Annotated in this window: 15 protein-coding genes and 1 pseudogene; 11 read left to right on the forward strand and 5 right to left on the reverse strand. The window is 73.1% G+C overall.

Annotated elements, in window-relative coordinates:
- The first annotated feature begins 1 nt into the window (after position 1).
- From OG553_RS25180 to OG553_RS25195, 4 genes are all read left to right on the forward strand, one after another.
- The gene (locus tag OG553_RS25180) at positions 2 to 619 is read left to right on the forward strand and encodes a TetR/AcrR family transcriptional regulator (RefSeq protein WP_405981157.1); all 618 of its coding nucleotides are present in this window, start codon (positions 2 to 4) and stop codon (positions 617 to 619) included.
- A 19-nt stretch (positions 620 to 638) separates the two neighbouring features.
- Positions 639 to 1,796 (forward strand): acetyl-CoA C-acetyltransferase, encoded by a 1,158-nt coding sequence (locus tag OG553_RS25185; RefSeq protein WP_405981158.1) that lies wholly within the window; start codon positions 639 to 641, stop codon positions 1,794 to 1,796.
- A gap of 244 nt (positions 1,797 to 2,040) precedes the next feature.
- Positions 2,041 to 2,244, forward strand: coding sequence for a cold-shock protein (locus OG553_RS25190; RefSeq protein WP_007263537.1), 204 nt, complete (start codon positions 2,041 to 2,043; stop codon positions 2,242 to 2,244).
- A gap of 101 nt (positions 2,245 to 2,345) precedes the next feature.
- Complete coding sequence (locus tag OG553_RS25195; RefSeq protein ID WP_405981159.1) at positions 2,346 to 4,019, forward strand: DEAD/DEAH box helicase; 1,674 nt, start codon at positions 2,346 to 2,348, stop codon at positions 4,017 to 4,019.
- Positions 4,020 to 4,131: 112 nt separating this feature from the next.
- Here the strand turns inward: OG553_RS25195 and OG553_RS25200 are convergent, their stop codons facing one another.
- The 5 genes and pseudogenes from OG553_RS25200 to OG553_RS25220 form a co-directional block, all read right to left on the reverse strand.
- On the reverse strand, positions 4,132 to 5,070 hold the full coding sequence (locus OG553_RS25200; protein ID WP_405981160.1) for a tyrosine-protein phosphatase: 939 nt from the start codon (positions 5,068 to 5,070) through the stop codon (positions 4,132 to 4,134).
- Between the two features lie 30 nt (positions 5,071 to 5,100).
- Positions 5,101 to 6,177, reverse strand: a pseudogene (locus tag OG553_RS25205) (NAD(P)H-dependent flavin oxidoreductase); the annotation flags it as partial.
- A gap of 22 nt (positions 6,178 to 6,199) precedes the next feature.
- Positions 6,200 to 6,937: a CoA-transferase subunit beta gene (locus OG553_RS25210; RefSeq protein ID WP_405981161.1), complete on the reverse strand. Its 738-nt coding sequence runs from the start codon at positions 6,935 to 6,937 to the stop codon at positions 6,200 to 6,202.
- Entirely contained in the window at positions 6,934 to 7,785 is an 852-nt protein-coding gene (locus OG553_RS25215) for a CoA transferase subunit A (RefSeq protein WP_405981162.1), read from the reverse strand. Before OG553_RS25215 ends, OG553_RS25210 begins: the two co-directional genes overlap by 4 nt.
- Positions 7,782 to 8,531, reverse strand: coding sequence for an enoyl-CoA hydratase family protein (locus OG553_RS25220; protein WP_405981163.1), 750 nt, complete (start codon positions 8,529 to 8,531; stop codon positions 7,782 to 7,784). The genes OG553_RS25215 and OG553_RS25220 overlap by 4 nt, the downstream gene beginning before the upstream one ends.
- A 56-nt stretch (positions 8,532 to 8,587) precedes the next feature.
- Between OG553_RS25220 and OG553_RS25225 the strand changes: the two genes are divergently transcribed.
- From OG553_RS25225 to dmpG, 7 genes are all read left to right on the forward strand, one after another.
- Positions 8,588 to 9,352 carry an SDR family oxidoreductase gene (locus OG553_RS25225; protein ID WP_405981164.1) on the forward strand — a complete coding sequence of 255 codons (765 nt, stop codon included), beginning with the start codon at positions 8,588 to 8,590 and terminating at the stop codon, positions 9,350 to 9,352.
- A gap of 7 nt (positions 9,353 to 9,359) precedes the next feature.
- Complete coding sequence (locus tag OG553_RS25230; RefSeq protein WP_405981165.1) at positions 9,360 to 10,268, forward strand: SDR family oxidoreductase; 909 nt, start codon at positions 9,360 to 9,362, stop codon at positions 10,266 to 10,268.
- Between the two features lie 542 nt (positions 10,269 to 10,810).
- Positions 10,811 to 11,473, forward strand: coding sequence for a DUF4360 domain-containing protein (locus OG553_RS25235; RefSeq protein ID WP_405981166.1), 663 nt, complete (start codon positions 10,811 to 10,813; stop codon positions 11,471 to 11,473).
- A gap of 44 nt (positions 11,474 to 11,517) precedes the next feature.
- Positions 11,518 to 12,186 (forward strand): DUF4360 domain-containing protein, encoded by a 669-nt coding sequence (locus OG553_RS25240; protein ID WP_405981167.1) that lies wholly within the window; start codon positions 11,518 to 11,520, stop codon positions 12,184 to 12,186.
- 112 nt (positions 12,187 to 12,298) lie between these two features.
- A complete protein-coding gene (locus OG553_RS25245) occupies positions 12,299 to 13,081 on the forward strand; it encodes a 2-keto-4-pentenoate hydratase (RefSeq protein ID WP_405981168.1) in 783 nt (260 codons plus the stop codon).
- Between the two features lie 7 nt (positions 13,082 to 13,088).
- Entirely contained in the window at positions 13,089 to 13,982 is an 894-nt protein-coding gene (locus tag OG553_RS25250; RefSeq protein ID WP_405981169.1) for an acetaldehyde dehydrogenase (acetylating), read from the forward strand.
- A 23-nt stretch (positions 13,983 to 14,005) separates the two neighbouring features.
- Positions 14,006 to 15,031, forward strand: a complete 1,026-nt coding sequence (dmpG, locus tag OG553_RS25255; RefSeq protein WP_405981170.1) for a 4-hydroxy-2-oxovalerate aldolase — start codon at positions 14,006 to 14,008, stop codon at positions 15,029 to 15,031.
- The last annotated feature ends 15 nt before the right edge of the window (positions 15,032 to 15,046 follow it).

Raw genomic sequence — 15,046 nt, forward strand, 5'->3', positions numbered from 1 at the left:
CGTGCCAACGAACAAGCCGAAGAAGACACAGGTGACCGCCTCGCCGGAGCGCCGCCGGGAACTCCTCGACACCGCCGCCGAGGTCTTCGCCGCCCAGGGCTACAACGCCACCACCGTCCGCAAGATCGCCGACGCCGCCGGGATGCTCGCCGGCAGCCTCTACTACCACTTCGATTCCAAGGAATCGATGCTCGACGAGATCCTCTCGGCCTTCCTGAACGAGCTGTGGGCGGGGTACGACACCGTCCTCGCCGCCGGCCTCGGCCCCAGGGAGACCATCGAGGCCCTCGTCACCGAGTCCTTCCGGGAGATCGACCGGCACCGCGCCGCCGTCGCCATCTACCAGAAGGAGGCCCGCACCCTCTCCGCGCAGCCCCGCTTCCACTACCTCTCCGACTCGCAGGTCAAGTTCGAGAAGGCCTGGCTGGGGACGCTGGAGCGGGGCGTCGCCGCCCGGGTCTTCCGCGCCGACCTCGACATCCGCCTCACCTACCGCTTCGTCCGCGACACGGTGTGGGTCGCGGCGTCCTGGTACCGGCCGGGCGGCCAGCACAGCCCCGAGGAGATCGCCCGCCAGTACCTGTCGATGGTGCTGGACGGGATCGCCGTACGCCCCTGACCCCGTTGAGGAGCCCGTCATGCCCGAGGCCTACATAGTCGACGCCGTACGCACCCCCGTGGGGCGGCGCGGCGGCGGCCTGTCCGCCGTCCACCCCGCCGACCTGGGCGCGCACGTCCTGAAGGCGCTGGTCGAGCGGTCCGGGGTGGACCCGGCCGCGGTGGAGGACGTGGTGTTCGGCTGTCTGGACACCGTCGGGCCGCAGGCGGGCGACATCGCCCGGACGGGGTGGCTGGCCGCCGGCCTGCCCGAGGAGGTCCCCGGCGTCACCGTCGACCGGCAGTGCGGCTCCTCGCAGCAGGCCGTGCACTTCGCGGCGCAGGGCGTCCTGTCCGGGACCCAGGACCTGGTGGTCGCGGGCGGCACCCAGAACATGTCGATGATCCCCATCGCCTTCGCCTCCCGGCAGGCCGCCGAGCCGCTGGGGCTCACCGAGGGCCCCTACGCGGGATCGCGCGGCTGGCGGGCCCGGTACGGGGACGCACCCGTCAACCAGTTCCACGGGGCGCAGCTGATCGCCGAGAAGTGGGGCATCTCGCGGCGGGACATGGAGGAGTTCGCCCTGCGCTCCCACCTGCGGGCGGTGCGCGCCATCGACGAGGGCCGCTTCGCGCGGGAGACCGTCGCCCACGGGGACGTGACGGTGGACGAGGGCCCGCGCCGGGACACGACCCTGGAGAAGATGGCCGGCCTGAAGCCGGTCGTCGAGGGCGGCACCATCACGGCGGCCGTCTCCTCCCAGGTCTCCGACGGCGCGGCGGCCATGCTGATCGCCTCCGAGCGGGCGGTCGCCGAGCACGGCCTGACCCCCCGGGCCCGCATCCACCACCTGTCGGTGCGCGGCGAGGACCCCATCCGCATGCTGTCCGCCCCGATCCCGGCGACCGCGCACGCCCTGAAGAAGACCGGGCTGACCCTGGACGAGATCGACCTCGTCGAGATCAACGAGGCCTTCGCGCCGGTGGTCCTGGCCTGGCTGAAGGAGACGGGCGCCGACCCGGACCGGGTCAACGTCAACGGCGGCGCCATCGCCCTGGGCCACCCGCTGGGCGCCACGGGCGTGAAGCTGATGACCACCCTGCTCCACGAGCTGGAACGCACCGGCGGCCGCTACGGCCTCCAGACCATGTGCGAGGGCGGCGGGCAGGCCAACGTGACGATCATCGAGCGGCTGTAGGCGCGGCGGGAACCGGGTCCTCGTCGGCCGGAGGCCGGCGCAGGACGCCGGGTCCGTCCGGCGGGGTTGGGGCCGAGTGAAGTGGGTCGCAGCGCCGCCGGGCCGGGGTGTGCTAGCTTAGGGGCGTTGCAGTTGTGGTACCCATGAACTTTATGTGCGCCTGACGGGATTGCTCCGCAGGCGCTTTTATTGTTTTTCCCGGAATCTCCGGATGGGGCCCTTGCCGCCTATTCAGGAGATTCAAATGGCTAACGGTACCGTGAAGTGGTTCAACTCGGAAAAGGGCTTCGGCTTCATCGAGCAGGACGGTGGCGGCCCGGACGTCTTCGCCCACTACTCGAACATCGCCACCCAGGGCTTCCGTGAGCTCACCGAGGGTCAGCGCGTCACGTTCGACGTCACCCAGGGCCAGAAGGGCCCCCAGGCGGAGAACATCCTCCCCGCCTAAGTTCTTCAGCATGCCGGGGTCCGCACCGCGAGGTGCGGGCCCCGGCTTGTCTGCTGTTTCGACCTTTGTTTTACCTGCCGGTTTCAGGAGGGCTTTCTCGCATGACCAGCTCCAGCTCCGCACGCCCCAGCCGCCGCCCCACCCGGGGTCGAGGTGCGGCCCAGGGACGTCCGAAGGCTGGCGCGGGACGGCAGAAGTCCGCCCCCGCTCCCCGGCCCCAGGAATTCACCATGCCCGAGCCGCAGGTCCCGGCCCTCCCGCCGGTCCCCGCGTTCGAGGACATGGACATGCCCGAGGCGCTGCTGAAGACCCTCGCCGCCCAGGGCGTCACCGAGCCGTTCCCCATCCAGGCCGCCACCCTGCCGAACTCGCTCGCAGGCCGCGACCTGCTCGGCCGCGGCCGCACCGGCTCCGGCAAGACCCTCGCCTTCGGCCTGGCCGTGCTCTCCCGCACCGCCGGCCGCCGCGCCCAGCCCAAGGCGCCGCTCGCGATGGTCCTCGTACCGACCCGCGAGCTGGCCCAGCAGGTCACCGACTCCCTGGCGCCCTACGCCACGGCCGTCAACCTGCGCATCGCGACCGTCGTCGGCGGCATGTCGATCAACCGGCAGGCGGGCGCGCTGCGCCGCGGCGCCGAGCTGCTCGTCGCCACCCCCGGCCGCCTCAAGGACCTCATCGACCGCGGCGACGCGGACCTCTCGCAGGTCTCGATCACCGTCCTCGACGAGGCCGACCAGATGACCGACATGGGCTTCATGCCGCAGGTCACCGCCCTGCTGAACCAGGTCGAGCCCGGCGGCCAGACCATGCTGTTCTCGGCGACCCTCGACAAGAACATCGACAAGCTCGTCAAGATGTTCCTGAACGACCCGGTCGCCTTCTCGGTCGACCCGTCCGCCGGCGCGGTCAGCACCATGGAGCACCACGTCCTGTACGTCATGGACGAGACCGACAAGAAGGCCGTGGCGACCCGCATAGCCGCCCGCGACGGTCGGGTCATCATGTTCGTGGACACCAAGCGGGGCGTCGACCGCATGGTCAAGCGGCTGCTCGCCGACGGCGTCCGCGCCTCCGGCCTGCACGGCGGCCGCTCCCAGCCGCAGCGCAACCGCACCCTCGACTGGTTCAAGACCGGCGAGGTCACCGCGCTGATCGCCACCAACGTGGCCGCCCGCGGCATCCACATCGACGACCTCGACCTCGTCGTCAACGTGGACCCGCCCACCGACCACAAGGACTACCTGCACCGCGGCGGCCGCACCGCCCGCGCCGGCGAGTCCGGCAGCGTGGTCACCCTGGTCCTGCCCGACCAGAAGCGCGACATGTCCCGCCTGATGTCGGACGCCGGGATCACCCCGCGCACGGCGCAGGTCAAGTCCTCCGACGAGGAGCTGTCCCGCCTCACCGGCGCCCGCGAACCCTCCGGCGTCCCCGTCGTGCTGGAGGTCCCGCAGGCCCCGCAGCCCAAGCCGCGCACCGGCTCGGGCTCCGGCTCCGGTTCCTCGCGACGCCGCTCGGGCGGCTCCCGCGGCGGCTCCGGGACCGGCTCGGCCCCCGCGGCCGGCGGTCGCGGACGGCGCACCGGCGGCTCGGCCTCCGGGCAGGCCCCCGCCGCCGGCGCGGGCCAGGCCCGCCGCGGCCAGGGCGGTGCCCAGGGCGCGGGCGGTGCCCAGGGCCGGCGCTCTGGCGGCTCGGGCTCCGGCGGCGGTGCCGCCGCGGCCTCCGCGCGCAGCCGCGTCGGCACGGGCGGCCAGGGCCGCCGCCGGGCGGTCTGACCCCGCGGCACCCGCAGCACCCGCAGGACACACCCGGACGCCGGGCCGCACGCAGTACGCGCGGCCCGGCGTCCGGCGTTCCCGGGGCCCCCGGTCCTAGCGGCCGGGCCGGCTAGCGGACCAGCTTGTTCTGCAGCTTCATCAGCGTCCGCAGGTCCAGGCCCAGACCGTCCGTGAGGTAGCCGTAGAAGCTCCCGTAGTCGGCCTCCAGCTGCGCCGTCGCCGCGTCCAGGTAGTCCTGGCGGACCTCCTGGAGCGGGATCAGCAGGTCCGGGTTCTGCATCCGCCCCGACTGCTTCAGACCCGCCCGCACCTGGGCGTCGTACGCCGCCCGGAACGTGTTCGAGGCCAGGTAGTCCCGCTCGGCCGTCTCCTCGGGCACGGCCAGCGAACGCAGCAGGACGTAGCTCAGCCAGCCCGTACGGTCCTTGCCGGACGTGCAGTGGTACAGCAGCGGGCCCTGGTTCCCGTCCGCGATCTCCCGCAGCGTCGCCGCCAGCTGCGCCCGGTTCTCGGGGCTGGTCACGAAGGTGCGGTAGATGTCCCGCATGTACGCCTCGGCGCGCCCGCCGCCGAGCATCTGCTCCTGCTTCACGGGGTCGCCGGTGGCGATGGCGCCGACCAGGGTGCCGTACAGGCCCAGGTCGCTGATCGGGCGGGAGGTGGCCGAGAGCCCGGACGGCAGCCGGTCGGCGCCGTCGTACTGGAGCTCCATCGGAATGCGGAAGTCCACGACCTTCGTGAGGCCGAGACCCGAGACGGTGGAGATGTCCGCCGGGGTCAGCTTGCTCAGTGCGTCGGAGCGGTACACCAGCCCCTGGCGGACCTGACCGCCGGTGTAGGTGCGGTAGCCGCCGAGGTCCCGGAGGTTGACGGCGCCCTGGAGGGGGATCTGCCGGATCGTCTCCGGCGCGTACTGCCGGTGGTACGGGTGCCTGGCGGAGGCGGCGCCGTCCGCCGGCGCCGCGTACGCGGAGGCGGCGGGCAGGGTCCCGACGGCGAGGGCGGCGGCGGCCGCCGCCCTCGCCAGGCGGATTCGGGCACGGCTCATCTTTGCGACTCCTGTAACGGAGAAGGGGGATCACCCTGGTGGTGGCAGGGCGTGGAGCGAGTGCAGTGCTTCCATTGCCTGTCGTGCTTCGGCCATGACCCGGGAGACGAGTTCCGCACAGGACGGCAGATCCTCGATCACCCCCGCGACCTGGCCCGATGCCATGACGCCGAGGTCCGTACGGCCCTCGACCATGGACGCCTTCAGGAGCATCGGGGTGTTCGCCGCCAGCAGGACCTGGCTCCAGGACAGGTCCTTGCCGTGTTTCATCGCCAGGCCGTCGCGCACCATCTGCGCCCAGGACAGGCCCGACAGCTTCCGGAAACCGGCCGCGTGCCGGACCGCCCGCGCCAGCGCTCCGGCCCGGCCCGACCGCTCCAGTGCGGTGACCAGCTCGCTGCGCAGCATCCGGTGCGGCAGCCCGTCGACGGCCGTCGTGACGGTGACGTCCTTGACCGTGGCCTTCAGGTACTCGGCCTTCACCGCGTCCGGGACCGTGGAATCGGAGGTGAGCAGGAAGCGGGTGCCCATCGCGATGCCCGCCGCCCCGAACGCCAGGGCCGCGACCAGGCCCCGGCCGTCGCTGAAGCCGCCCGCCGCGATCACCGGGATGTCCACCGCGTCGACCACCTGCGGCAGCAGCACCGTCGTCGCCACGTCACCGGTGTGCCCGCCGCCCTCGCCGCCCTGTACGACCACCGCGTCCGCGCCCCAGGCCGCGACCTTCTCGGCGTGCCGGCGCGCCCCGACCGAGGGGATCACCACCACCCCGGCGTCCTTCAGCCGGGCGATCAGCTCCCGGGAGGGGGCGAGCGCGAACGAGGCCACCCGCACGCCCTCGTCGATGATCAGCCGCACCCGCTCGGCCGCGTCCCCGGCGTCCGCCCGCAGGTTCACCCCGAACGGCGCGTCCGTACGGGACCTGACCTCCTGGACCGCCGCCCGCAGCTGGTCCACGGTCATCGTCGCCGATGCCAGGACGCCCAGCGCGCCCGCGTTCGCCGCCGCCGAGACCAGACGCGGCCCGGCGACCCAGCCCATGCCCGTCTGCACGATCGGGTGGCGGACCCCGACCAGCTTGGTGAATGCCGTCTCCATCGCAGCCTCCTCGCTCCCGCGCCCCCGCGCCTCAGACCCGGACTTCCCGGTCGCGCAGCCCCCGGGGGTCGATCACCTCGCGGATCAGCCGCAGCTCCTCGGCGCTCGGCTCCCGCGTGTACGGGACCGCGTCCGCGACCGCCAGCTCGAACCCGGTCGCCGCGCGGACCTGCGCGACGGTGACGCCCGGGTGCAGGGAGGCCAGGCGCATCGAGTGGTCCGGGCCGGTGAAGTCGAAGACCCCGAGGTCGCTGACCACCCGCGGCAGCCGGTGGAAGCGGGTCACCCCGGCCGCCCGCGCGCGGTCGTACCCGACGCCGCTGACCATGTCGACGCGCTCCACGAACACCCGGGTGGAGTGCTTGGGCACCCAGTAGCTCACCGGGTTGTTCAGGGTGTTGACGGGCGCGCCGCGCACCCCGAGGAGCTGGCGGGAGGGCCGCTCCCAGTCGCCGATGCAGGAGATGTTCTGGTTGCCGTACCGGTCGATCTGGCTGGCGCCCATCATCACGTGCCGCCGGCCGCCGGTGACCATCGTCAGGTGGCGGCGGTACGGCAGCCAGCCCTCGGGCGTGCCGTCGAGGCCGACCAGCATGGCCTCGCCGTCGGTGAGCAGCAGGTCGGGGGAGAAGGTGCGCTTGGCGAGCCGGGCCCCGAAGGAGGGGATCAGCCCCATCGGGCTGGCGAGGACCTCGCCGTTGTCGCGCCAGGCCTCGGCGCAGGCGATCACGCAGTATTCCTGTCGGGTGGCGGCGGTCGCGGCGGTCAATTCTGCTCCTCGTGCCAGGTCCGGACGGCGGTCTGGTAGTCGTGCTCGCCGCCGCCGGCCAGGAAGCGGGCGGCGAACTCGGGCCAGGGGGTGGACGCGTACAGCTTCTGGAAGGCCTCGTCGCGGTCGTAGTCGGGCGCGCAGGAGGTGAAGTGCGCGCCGTTCGGGGTCTCCACGACCCCGGTGACGGAGTGCCGGCTGACCAGGAGGGACTGCGGGGGGCCGGACTTGGCCAGCTCGGCGGTCTCCACGAGCTGTTCGCAGGAGACGTAGGCGGCGTCGGCGGCCTCGCAGAAGAGGTCGTCGAAGTAGGGGTCCGGGCCCAGGTAGCGGGCGTTGCCGAGCCGGTCGGCTCGGTTGAGGTGGACCAGGGCCGCGTCCAGGCGCAGGGCGGGGACGGCGACGAACTCCTCGCCGTCGGCGTACGGGGAGGTGACGGTGCGCAGTTCCGGGTTGACCCGCATGACGTCGGAGCCGATGCCGGCCCGGACGGGCATGAAGGGGAGCCGGTTCGCGGCGGCGTGCAGCCCCCACATGAACATGGCCTCGTCGTACTCGGTGAGGGCGATGGCCCCGCTCTCGCGGGCGGCCCGGAAGTTCGGCTCCAGGGCGATGGAGTCGAGGGTGGCGAAGGGGGCCACGAGTCTGCGGATCCGTCCGGCGGCGGCCAGCAGTCCGACGTCGGGGCCGCCGTACGCGACCACGGTGAGATCGGTGATCTCGGAGCGGAGCAGTGCCCGCACCAGGGCCATCGGCTTGCGCCGGGAGCCCCAGCCGCCGATGCCGATGGTCATTCCGCTGCTCAGCTGCCCGACCACCTCTTCGGGGGTCATCGTCTTGTCCGTCATGCGGTCCGTCCTTTGCCGAAGGTGTCGCGGACGCGGTCGGCGACCCCGCTGAGGTTGGCCTCGAAGGTGAAGCCCTGCTCGAAGCGGTAGCTGCGGCGCACGTCCACGGGGTCGATGCCGTTGATGGCCGCCTTGGCCAGGCGGATCAGGTAGCCGTCCTTCTTGGCGATCTCGGCCGCCAGCTCCAGGGCGGCGTCCCGCAGCCGTTCGGGCGGGACCACCTTCCAGACGGAGCCGTGCGCGTGGAGTTCGGCGGCGGTGGCGGTGCGCGAGGTGTAGTACAGGGCCCGCATCAGGTGCTGCGGGACGAGCCGGGCCAGGTGGGTGGCGGCCCCGAGGGCTCCCCGGTCGAGTTCGGGGAGCCCGAAGACGGCGTCCTCGCTCGCGACGATCGCGTCGGCGTTGCCGACCAGGCCGATGCCGCCGCCCAGGCAGAAGCCGTTCACGGCGGCGACCACCGGCACCTCGCACTCGTAGACGGCGGCGAAGGCCTCGTAGCAGCCGCGGTTGGCCCCGATGAGGGCGCCGTGCCCGGTGTCGCGCTGCATCTCCTTGATGTCGACCCCGGCGTTGAAGCCCCGGCCCTCGGCGGCCAGGACCACGCAGCGGACCTCGGGGTCCCGGCCGGCGGCGCGCAGCGCGTCGGCGAGGTCGTACCAGCCCTGTACGGGGAGGGCGTTGACGGGCGGGAAGTCGGCTGTGACGAGTGCGATGCCCTTGGCCGGGCCGGAGGTGGAGACACCCATGAGCGGATCAGCTACCTTTCCACCAAACATTTGTTAGGTGAGGAAGGTAGCAGCCGATGGAGCTCAATGGGAGGGTTGTCGTCGTCACCGGCGGAACCCGCGGGGTGGGCGCCGGGATCGCGCGCTCGTTCCTCACGGCCGGGGCGGAGGTCGTCGTCTGCGCCCGGCGGCCGCCGGAGGAGCCGGTGTCGGCGGGCGGACGGCGGGCCGCGTTCACCGCCGTGGACCTGCGCGACCCGGCGGCCGTACGGGAGTTCCTCGACGCCGTCGGCGAGCGCCACGGGCGGCTCGACTGCCTGGTGAACAACGCCGGCGGAACCCCGTACCGGCTGCTGGGGGAGGGCGGCGCCGAGCGGCACGCGCGGGTCGTCGAACTCAACCTCGTGGCCCCGATGACGGCCTCGCTCGCCGCGTACCCGTGGCTGCGCGAGAGCCGCGGCTCGGTCGTGATGGTCGGCAGCGTCAGCGGCACCCGCCCCTCGCCGGGGACGGCCGCCTACGGCGCGGCCAAGGCGGGCCTGGAGAACCTGGCCCGCTCGATGGCCGTGGAATGGGCCCCCGAAGTACGCGTCAACTCGCTCGTGCTGGGCATGGTGCGGACCGAGCTGGCGCACCTGCACTACGGGGACGAGGCGGGCGTCGCGGCGGTCGGAGCCACCGTGCCGCTGGGACGGCTGGCCGAGCCCTCGGACGTGGGGGAGGCGGCGGTGTTCCTGGCCTCCGCCCGGGCGGCCTACGTGAGCGGCGCGAGCCTGCTGGTGCACGGGGGCGGGGAACGGCCGGCGTTCCTGGACGCGGCAACGGTCAACAAGGAGAGCTGAGGCGGACATGGGCATTGCGGACGGACGCGTGGTGATCGTGACGGGCGCGGGGCGGGGACTGGGCCGGGCCCACGCCCTGGCCTTCGCGGCGGAGGGCGCGCGGGTGGTCGTCAACGACCTCGGAGTGGGCCTCGACGGCCGCCCGGGGCCCGACAGTCCGGCGTCGCTGGTCGTCGAGGAGATCAGGGCGCTGGGCGGCGAGGCCGTGGCGCACGGCGGGGACATAGCCTCGGAGCAGGGCGCGGCCTCGCTGGTGGACTGCGCGGTCTCCGCCTTCGGCGGCCTGGACACCCTGGTCAACAACGCCGGGTTCCTGCGGGACAGGATGCTGGTCAACCTCGGGGAGGCCGACTGGGACGCGGTGATGCGGGTCCACCTCAAGGGGCACTTCCTGCCGCTGAGGGCGGCGGCCGCGTGGTGGCGGGCCGAGGCGAAGGCCGGGCGGCCGCGGGCCGCCCGGGTGGTCAACACCTCGTCGGGGGCGGGCCTGCTGGGCTCCGTCGGCCAGGGCAACTACAGCGCGGCCAAGGCGGGGATCCTCGGCCTGACGCTGGTGGCGGCGGCCGAGATGGACCGGTACGGGGTCCAGGTCAACGCCATCGCCCCGGCGGCGCGGACCCGGATGACGGAGCAGACCTTCTCCGAGTCCATGGCCGCGCCGGAGGGCGGGGACTTCGACGCGATGGCCCCGGAGAACGTGTCGCCGCTGGTGGTGTGGCTGGGGTCCGGGGACTCGGCCGGGGTCACCGGGCGGGTGTTCGAGGTGGAGGGCGGCCGGATCACGGTGATGGAGGGCTGGCGGCCGGGTCCCACGGCGGACCGCGGCGCCCGCTGGACTCCGTCCGGAGCGGGGGCCGCCGTCACGAAGCTCCTCGCCGACGCGGAGCCGGCGCAGCCGGTGTACGGGGCCCGGTAGGTTCCCCGGCCGGGGGTGGGCCCGGTGGGGGGCGGGTGCGGGTGGTGGGCCGCTGCGCGGGGCCGGGGTCCCCTACCCGCCCTTCGCCCGTTCCCCGGGGGCTCCGCCCCCGGACCCCCGCGCCTCAAACTCCCCCAGCTACCGCTGGGAGGTGCCCCCAGGCGGGGCTGGATTTGCCGCTGCGCGGCAACTTCCAGCCCGCGCGGCGTTTGAGCGCAACGGGGTCAGGGGCGGAGCCCCTGGGAACGGTGGAAGTGGGGGTCCCCCCGGACGGAGTCTGGGGGAGGGTAGGGGACAGCCCCGCGCAGCGGCGCGCCCCCCGGGGGAACCGGACATCGTGTGCCCCGGGGTGGATCAGGGGCGGCGGGCCCCGCCTGATGGGCGGGGTGGCGGAGGCGCCGGCTCCGCCGGTTCCGGCCAGGAGGAGGCCCCGGCGGCCCCCCGGCACGGCGTTGGCCGTATCACGCCCTCCCCGCCCCAGCGGCAGCGTGATGGCATGTCCACGCCGAAATCCCAATTCCCGATCCGAATGGGGACCCCGCATGCCGCTCCGCAGAATCGCCGTCGGCGCCGCCATCACGGTGCTGTCGGCCGTGGCCGCCGCACCCGCACAGGCGCACGCCCCCGCCGACCCCCCGTCCGTCCCGCCGCCCGGCCGCATCACCGTCGACGTCGTCGGAGTCAACGGCTCCGGCTGCCCCCAGGGCACCGCCACCGTCGCCGCCGCCTCCGACAACACCGCCTTCACCGTCACCTACAGCAACTATCTCGCCCAGACCGGCGCCGGCTCCGGCGGCACCGACTTCCGCAAGAACTGCCAGCTGGCCCTGCGGATCCACGTACCCCAGGGGTTCACGTACGCCATCGCCCGCGCCGACTACCGCGGCTTCGCCCACCTCCAGCGCGGGGCCTACGGCCAGGAGCGCGCGAACTACTACTTCCAGGGCAACGCCCAGACGGCCCGCACCACCCACCAGTTCAACGGCCCCTTCACCGACAACTGGCAGGCCGGCGACCAGACCGAGTACGCCGACCTCGTCTGGGCCCCCTGCGGCGAGGAGCGCAACCTCAACGTCAACACCGAACTGCGGGTCTACGGCGGCACCTCCAGCCCCCAGGCGCTGAGCTTCATGAGCATGGACTCCACCGACGGCAGCGTCAGCACCGTCTACCACTTCGAGTGGAAGGAATGTCCCGCCAGCTGACGCCGACGCCTGAAGCAGTTACCCGAAGGTCAGGAGTGACAACGATGTCTCGTCCCAGGACCCGCACCCTGCTCATCGGCGCCGCGGCCGCCGCCCTGGTCACCGCGTCCACCCCCGCCGTCGCCGGCGGCCCGATCACCGTCCCGCCCGACAAGATCGTGATCGAACTCGCCACCGTCAACGGTTCCGGCTGCCGAGAAGGCACCGCCCAGGTCGCCGTGGCCCCCGACAACACCGCCTTCACCGTCACCTACAGCGAGTACATGGCCCAGGTCGGCCCCGGCGCCCCGCCGACCGCCTTCCGCAAGAACTGCCAGCTCAACCTCCGCGTCCACGTGCCCTCCGGCTTCACCTACGCCATCGTGCAGGCCGACTACCGCGGATTCGCCTTCCTCCAGCCCGGTGCGACCGGCCAGGAAAGGGCGAACTACTACTTCCAGGGGATGCCGCAGACGTCCCAGCGGACCCACCAGTTCACCGGCCCCCTCAACGACAACTGGCAGACGAGCGACAAGACGGAGTACGCCGACCTCGTCTGGGCCCCCTGCGGCGAGAAGCGCAACTTCAACATCAACACCGAACTCCGCGTGAACGCCGGCACCTCCAGCCCCCAGACCACCAGCTTCATGGCCATGGACTCCACCGACGCCAGCGTCAGCACCCTCTACCACCTAGCCTGGCAGGTCTGCCCGGGCGGCCCGAAGAAGGGCTAGCGCACGCCACCCGGCCGGTGTTCCCGCTCAGCGGGAACACCGGCTCCCGCACGTCACCGCCCCGCGCCTACCGTCTGCGGCACCACACACCACCGCAGCCGGGAGGACCCCCATGCCGAACGAACGGCTCAGGCGCGAGGCCGCCGGGCTGCTGCGCGCGGCGGAGCTGGCACGGACGCCCGTACGGCCGCTGGCCGAGCTGTTCGAGGGGATCGGCACGCAGGACGCGTACGAGATCCAGCTCCTCAACGTCCGCCGCCGCTGCGCCGACGGCGCCACCGTGACCGGCCACAAGGTCGGCCTCTCGTCGCCCGTCATGCAGGCCATGATGGGCGTCGCCGAACCCGACTACGGCCACCTCCTCGACACCATGGAGCTGCGCCCCGGCACCCCCGTCCGCGCCGCCGCGTACTGCGCGCCGCGCATCGAGGTCGAGGTCGGCTTCCTCCTCGGCGCCGACCTGCCGGGGGAGGGCTGCACCGAGGCCGACGTACTGGCCGCCACCGAACGCGTCGTGCCCGCCCTGGAGCTCATCGACAGCCGCATCGCGGACTGGCGGATCACCATCGCCGACACCATCGCCGACAACGCCTCCTCCGCCGGCTACGCCATCGGCGAGGGCCGCGACCCGCGCGAACTGGACCTGAAGGCCATCGGGGCCCGCCTCGACGCCGACGGCGAAACCCTCGCCACCGGCCGCTCCGACGCCGTGCTCGGCGACCCCGCCACCGCCGTGGCCTGGCTGGCCCGCACCGTCGCCCGCTTCGGCGTCCGCCTGCGCGCGGGCCACCTGATCCTCCCCGGATCCTGCACCCGCGCCGTCGACGTCCACGCCGGACGGACCTACACCGCCACCTTCACCGGGCTCGGCCCGGTCTCCCTCTCCTTCTGTTGAGGTGCGCATGAGAAAAGCGACCGCCGCCATCGTCGGCTCCGGCAACATCGGGACCGACCTGCTCCACAAGCTGCTCCGCTCCCCGTACGTCGAACCCCGCTGGATGATCGGCGTCGACCCCGGCAGCGAGGGCCTCGCCCGCGCCCGCCGGGCCGGGATCGAGGCCTCCCACGAGGGCGTCGACCGGCTCCTCGCCCGACGCGAGCTGCCCGACCTGGTCTTCGAGGCCACCTCCGCGCACGTGCACCGGGCCAACGCCCCCCGCTACGCCGAACTCGGCATCAAGGCCGTCGACCTCACCCCCGCCGCCGTCGGCCCCGCCGTGGTCCCGGCCGCCAACCTCACCGCCCACCTCGACGCCGCCAACGTCAACATGATCACCTGCGGCGGCCAGGCCACCATCCCCATCGTGTACGCCGTCTCGCGCGTGGTGCCCGTCGCCTACGCCGAGATCGTCGCCTCGGTCGCCTCCGTCTCGGCCGGCCCCGGAACCCGCGCCAACATCGACGAGTTCACCCGCACCACCGCCCGAGGCATCGAGGAGATCGGCGGCGCCGCCCGCGGCAAGGCGATCATCATCCTCAACCCCGCCGAGCCCCCCGTCGTCATGCGCGACACCGTCTTCTGCGCCATCCCCGCCGACGCCGACCGCGAGGCCGTCACCGCCTCCGTCAAGGCGGTCGCCGAGGACGTCGCCTCGTACGTACCCGGCTACCGGCTGCGCGCCGAGCCGCAATTCGACGACCCCTCCCCGCAGAACGGGGGCACCGCCCGGGTCGCGGTCTTCCTGGAGGTGGAGGGCGCCGGCGACTACCTGCCGCCCTACGCCGGGAACCTCGACATCATGACCGCCGCCGCCACGAAGGTCGGCGAGGAGTTCGCGAAGGGCCTCCAGCTGTGAATCCCGTGAAACCGGTGAAACCCGTGAAGACGTACTCCGACACGCTGGACGTCCGCGTCACCGACTCCTCCCTGCGCGACGGCTCCCACGCCAAGCGCCACCGGTTCACGGTCGAGGACGTACGGGCCGTCGTCGCCGCCCTCGACGACGCGGGAGTCCCCGTCATCGAGGTCGCGCACGGCGACGGACTCGGCGGCTCCTCCTTCACCTACGGCTTCTCGAAGACCCCCGAGCAGGAACTGATCAAGGCGGCGGCCGAGACCGCCCGCCACGCGAAGATCGCCTTCCTGATGCTCCCCGGGCTGGGCGTCAAGGACGACATCCGCGCCGCCCACGCGAACGGCGGGCGGATCTGCCGGATCGCCACCCACTGCACCGAGGCCGACATCTCCGTCCAGCACTTCGGCCTCGCCCGCGAGATGGGCCTGGAGACCGTCGGCTTCCTGATGATGGCCCACTCCACCACCCCCGAGGCCCTCGCCCGCCAGGCCCGGATCATGGCCGACGCCGGCTGCCAGTGCGTGTACGTCGTCGACTCCGCCGGAGCGCTCGTCATGGACGAGGTCACCGACCGCGTCGCGGCCCTCGTCGCCGAACTCGGCGACGACGCCCAGGTCGGCTTCCACGGCCACGAGAACCTCGGCCTCGGCGTCGGCAACTCCGTCGCCGCCGTCCGCGCCGGAGCCCTCCAGATCGACGGCTCCACCCGCCGCCTCGGCGCGGGCGCCGGCAACACGCCCGTCGAGGCGTTCGCCGCCGTCTGCCGGAGGATGGGCATCCGCACCGGCATCGACGTCCTGAAGATCATCGACGCGGCCGAGGACGTGGTCCGCCCCGTCATGGACGAGGAGTGCCGCCTCGACCGGATGGCCCTGCTCATGGGCCACGCCGGCGTCTACTCCAGCTTCCTCAAGCACGCCTGGCGCCAGGCGGACCGCTACGGGGTCCCCGGCGCCGAGATCCTGCTGCGCGCGGGCGAACGCCGCCTGGTCGGCGGCCAGGAGGACCAGCTGATCGACATCGCGCTCGAACTCGCCGCCGAGCGCTGAGCGCCGAGCCGTGCC

The organism is Streptomyces sp. NBC_00158 (assembly GCF_045160885.1).
GTDB lineage: Bacteria > Actinomycetota > Actinomycetes > Streptomycetales > Streptomycetaceae > Streptomyces.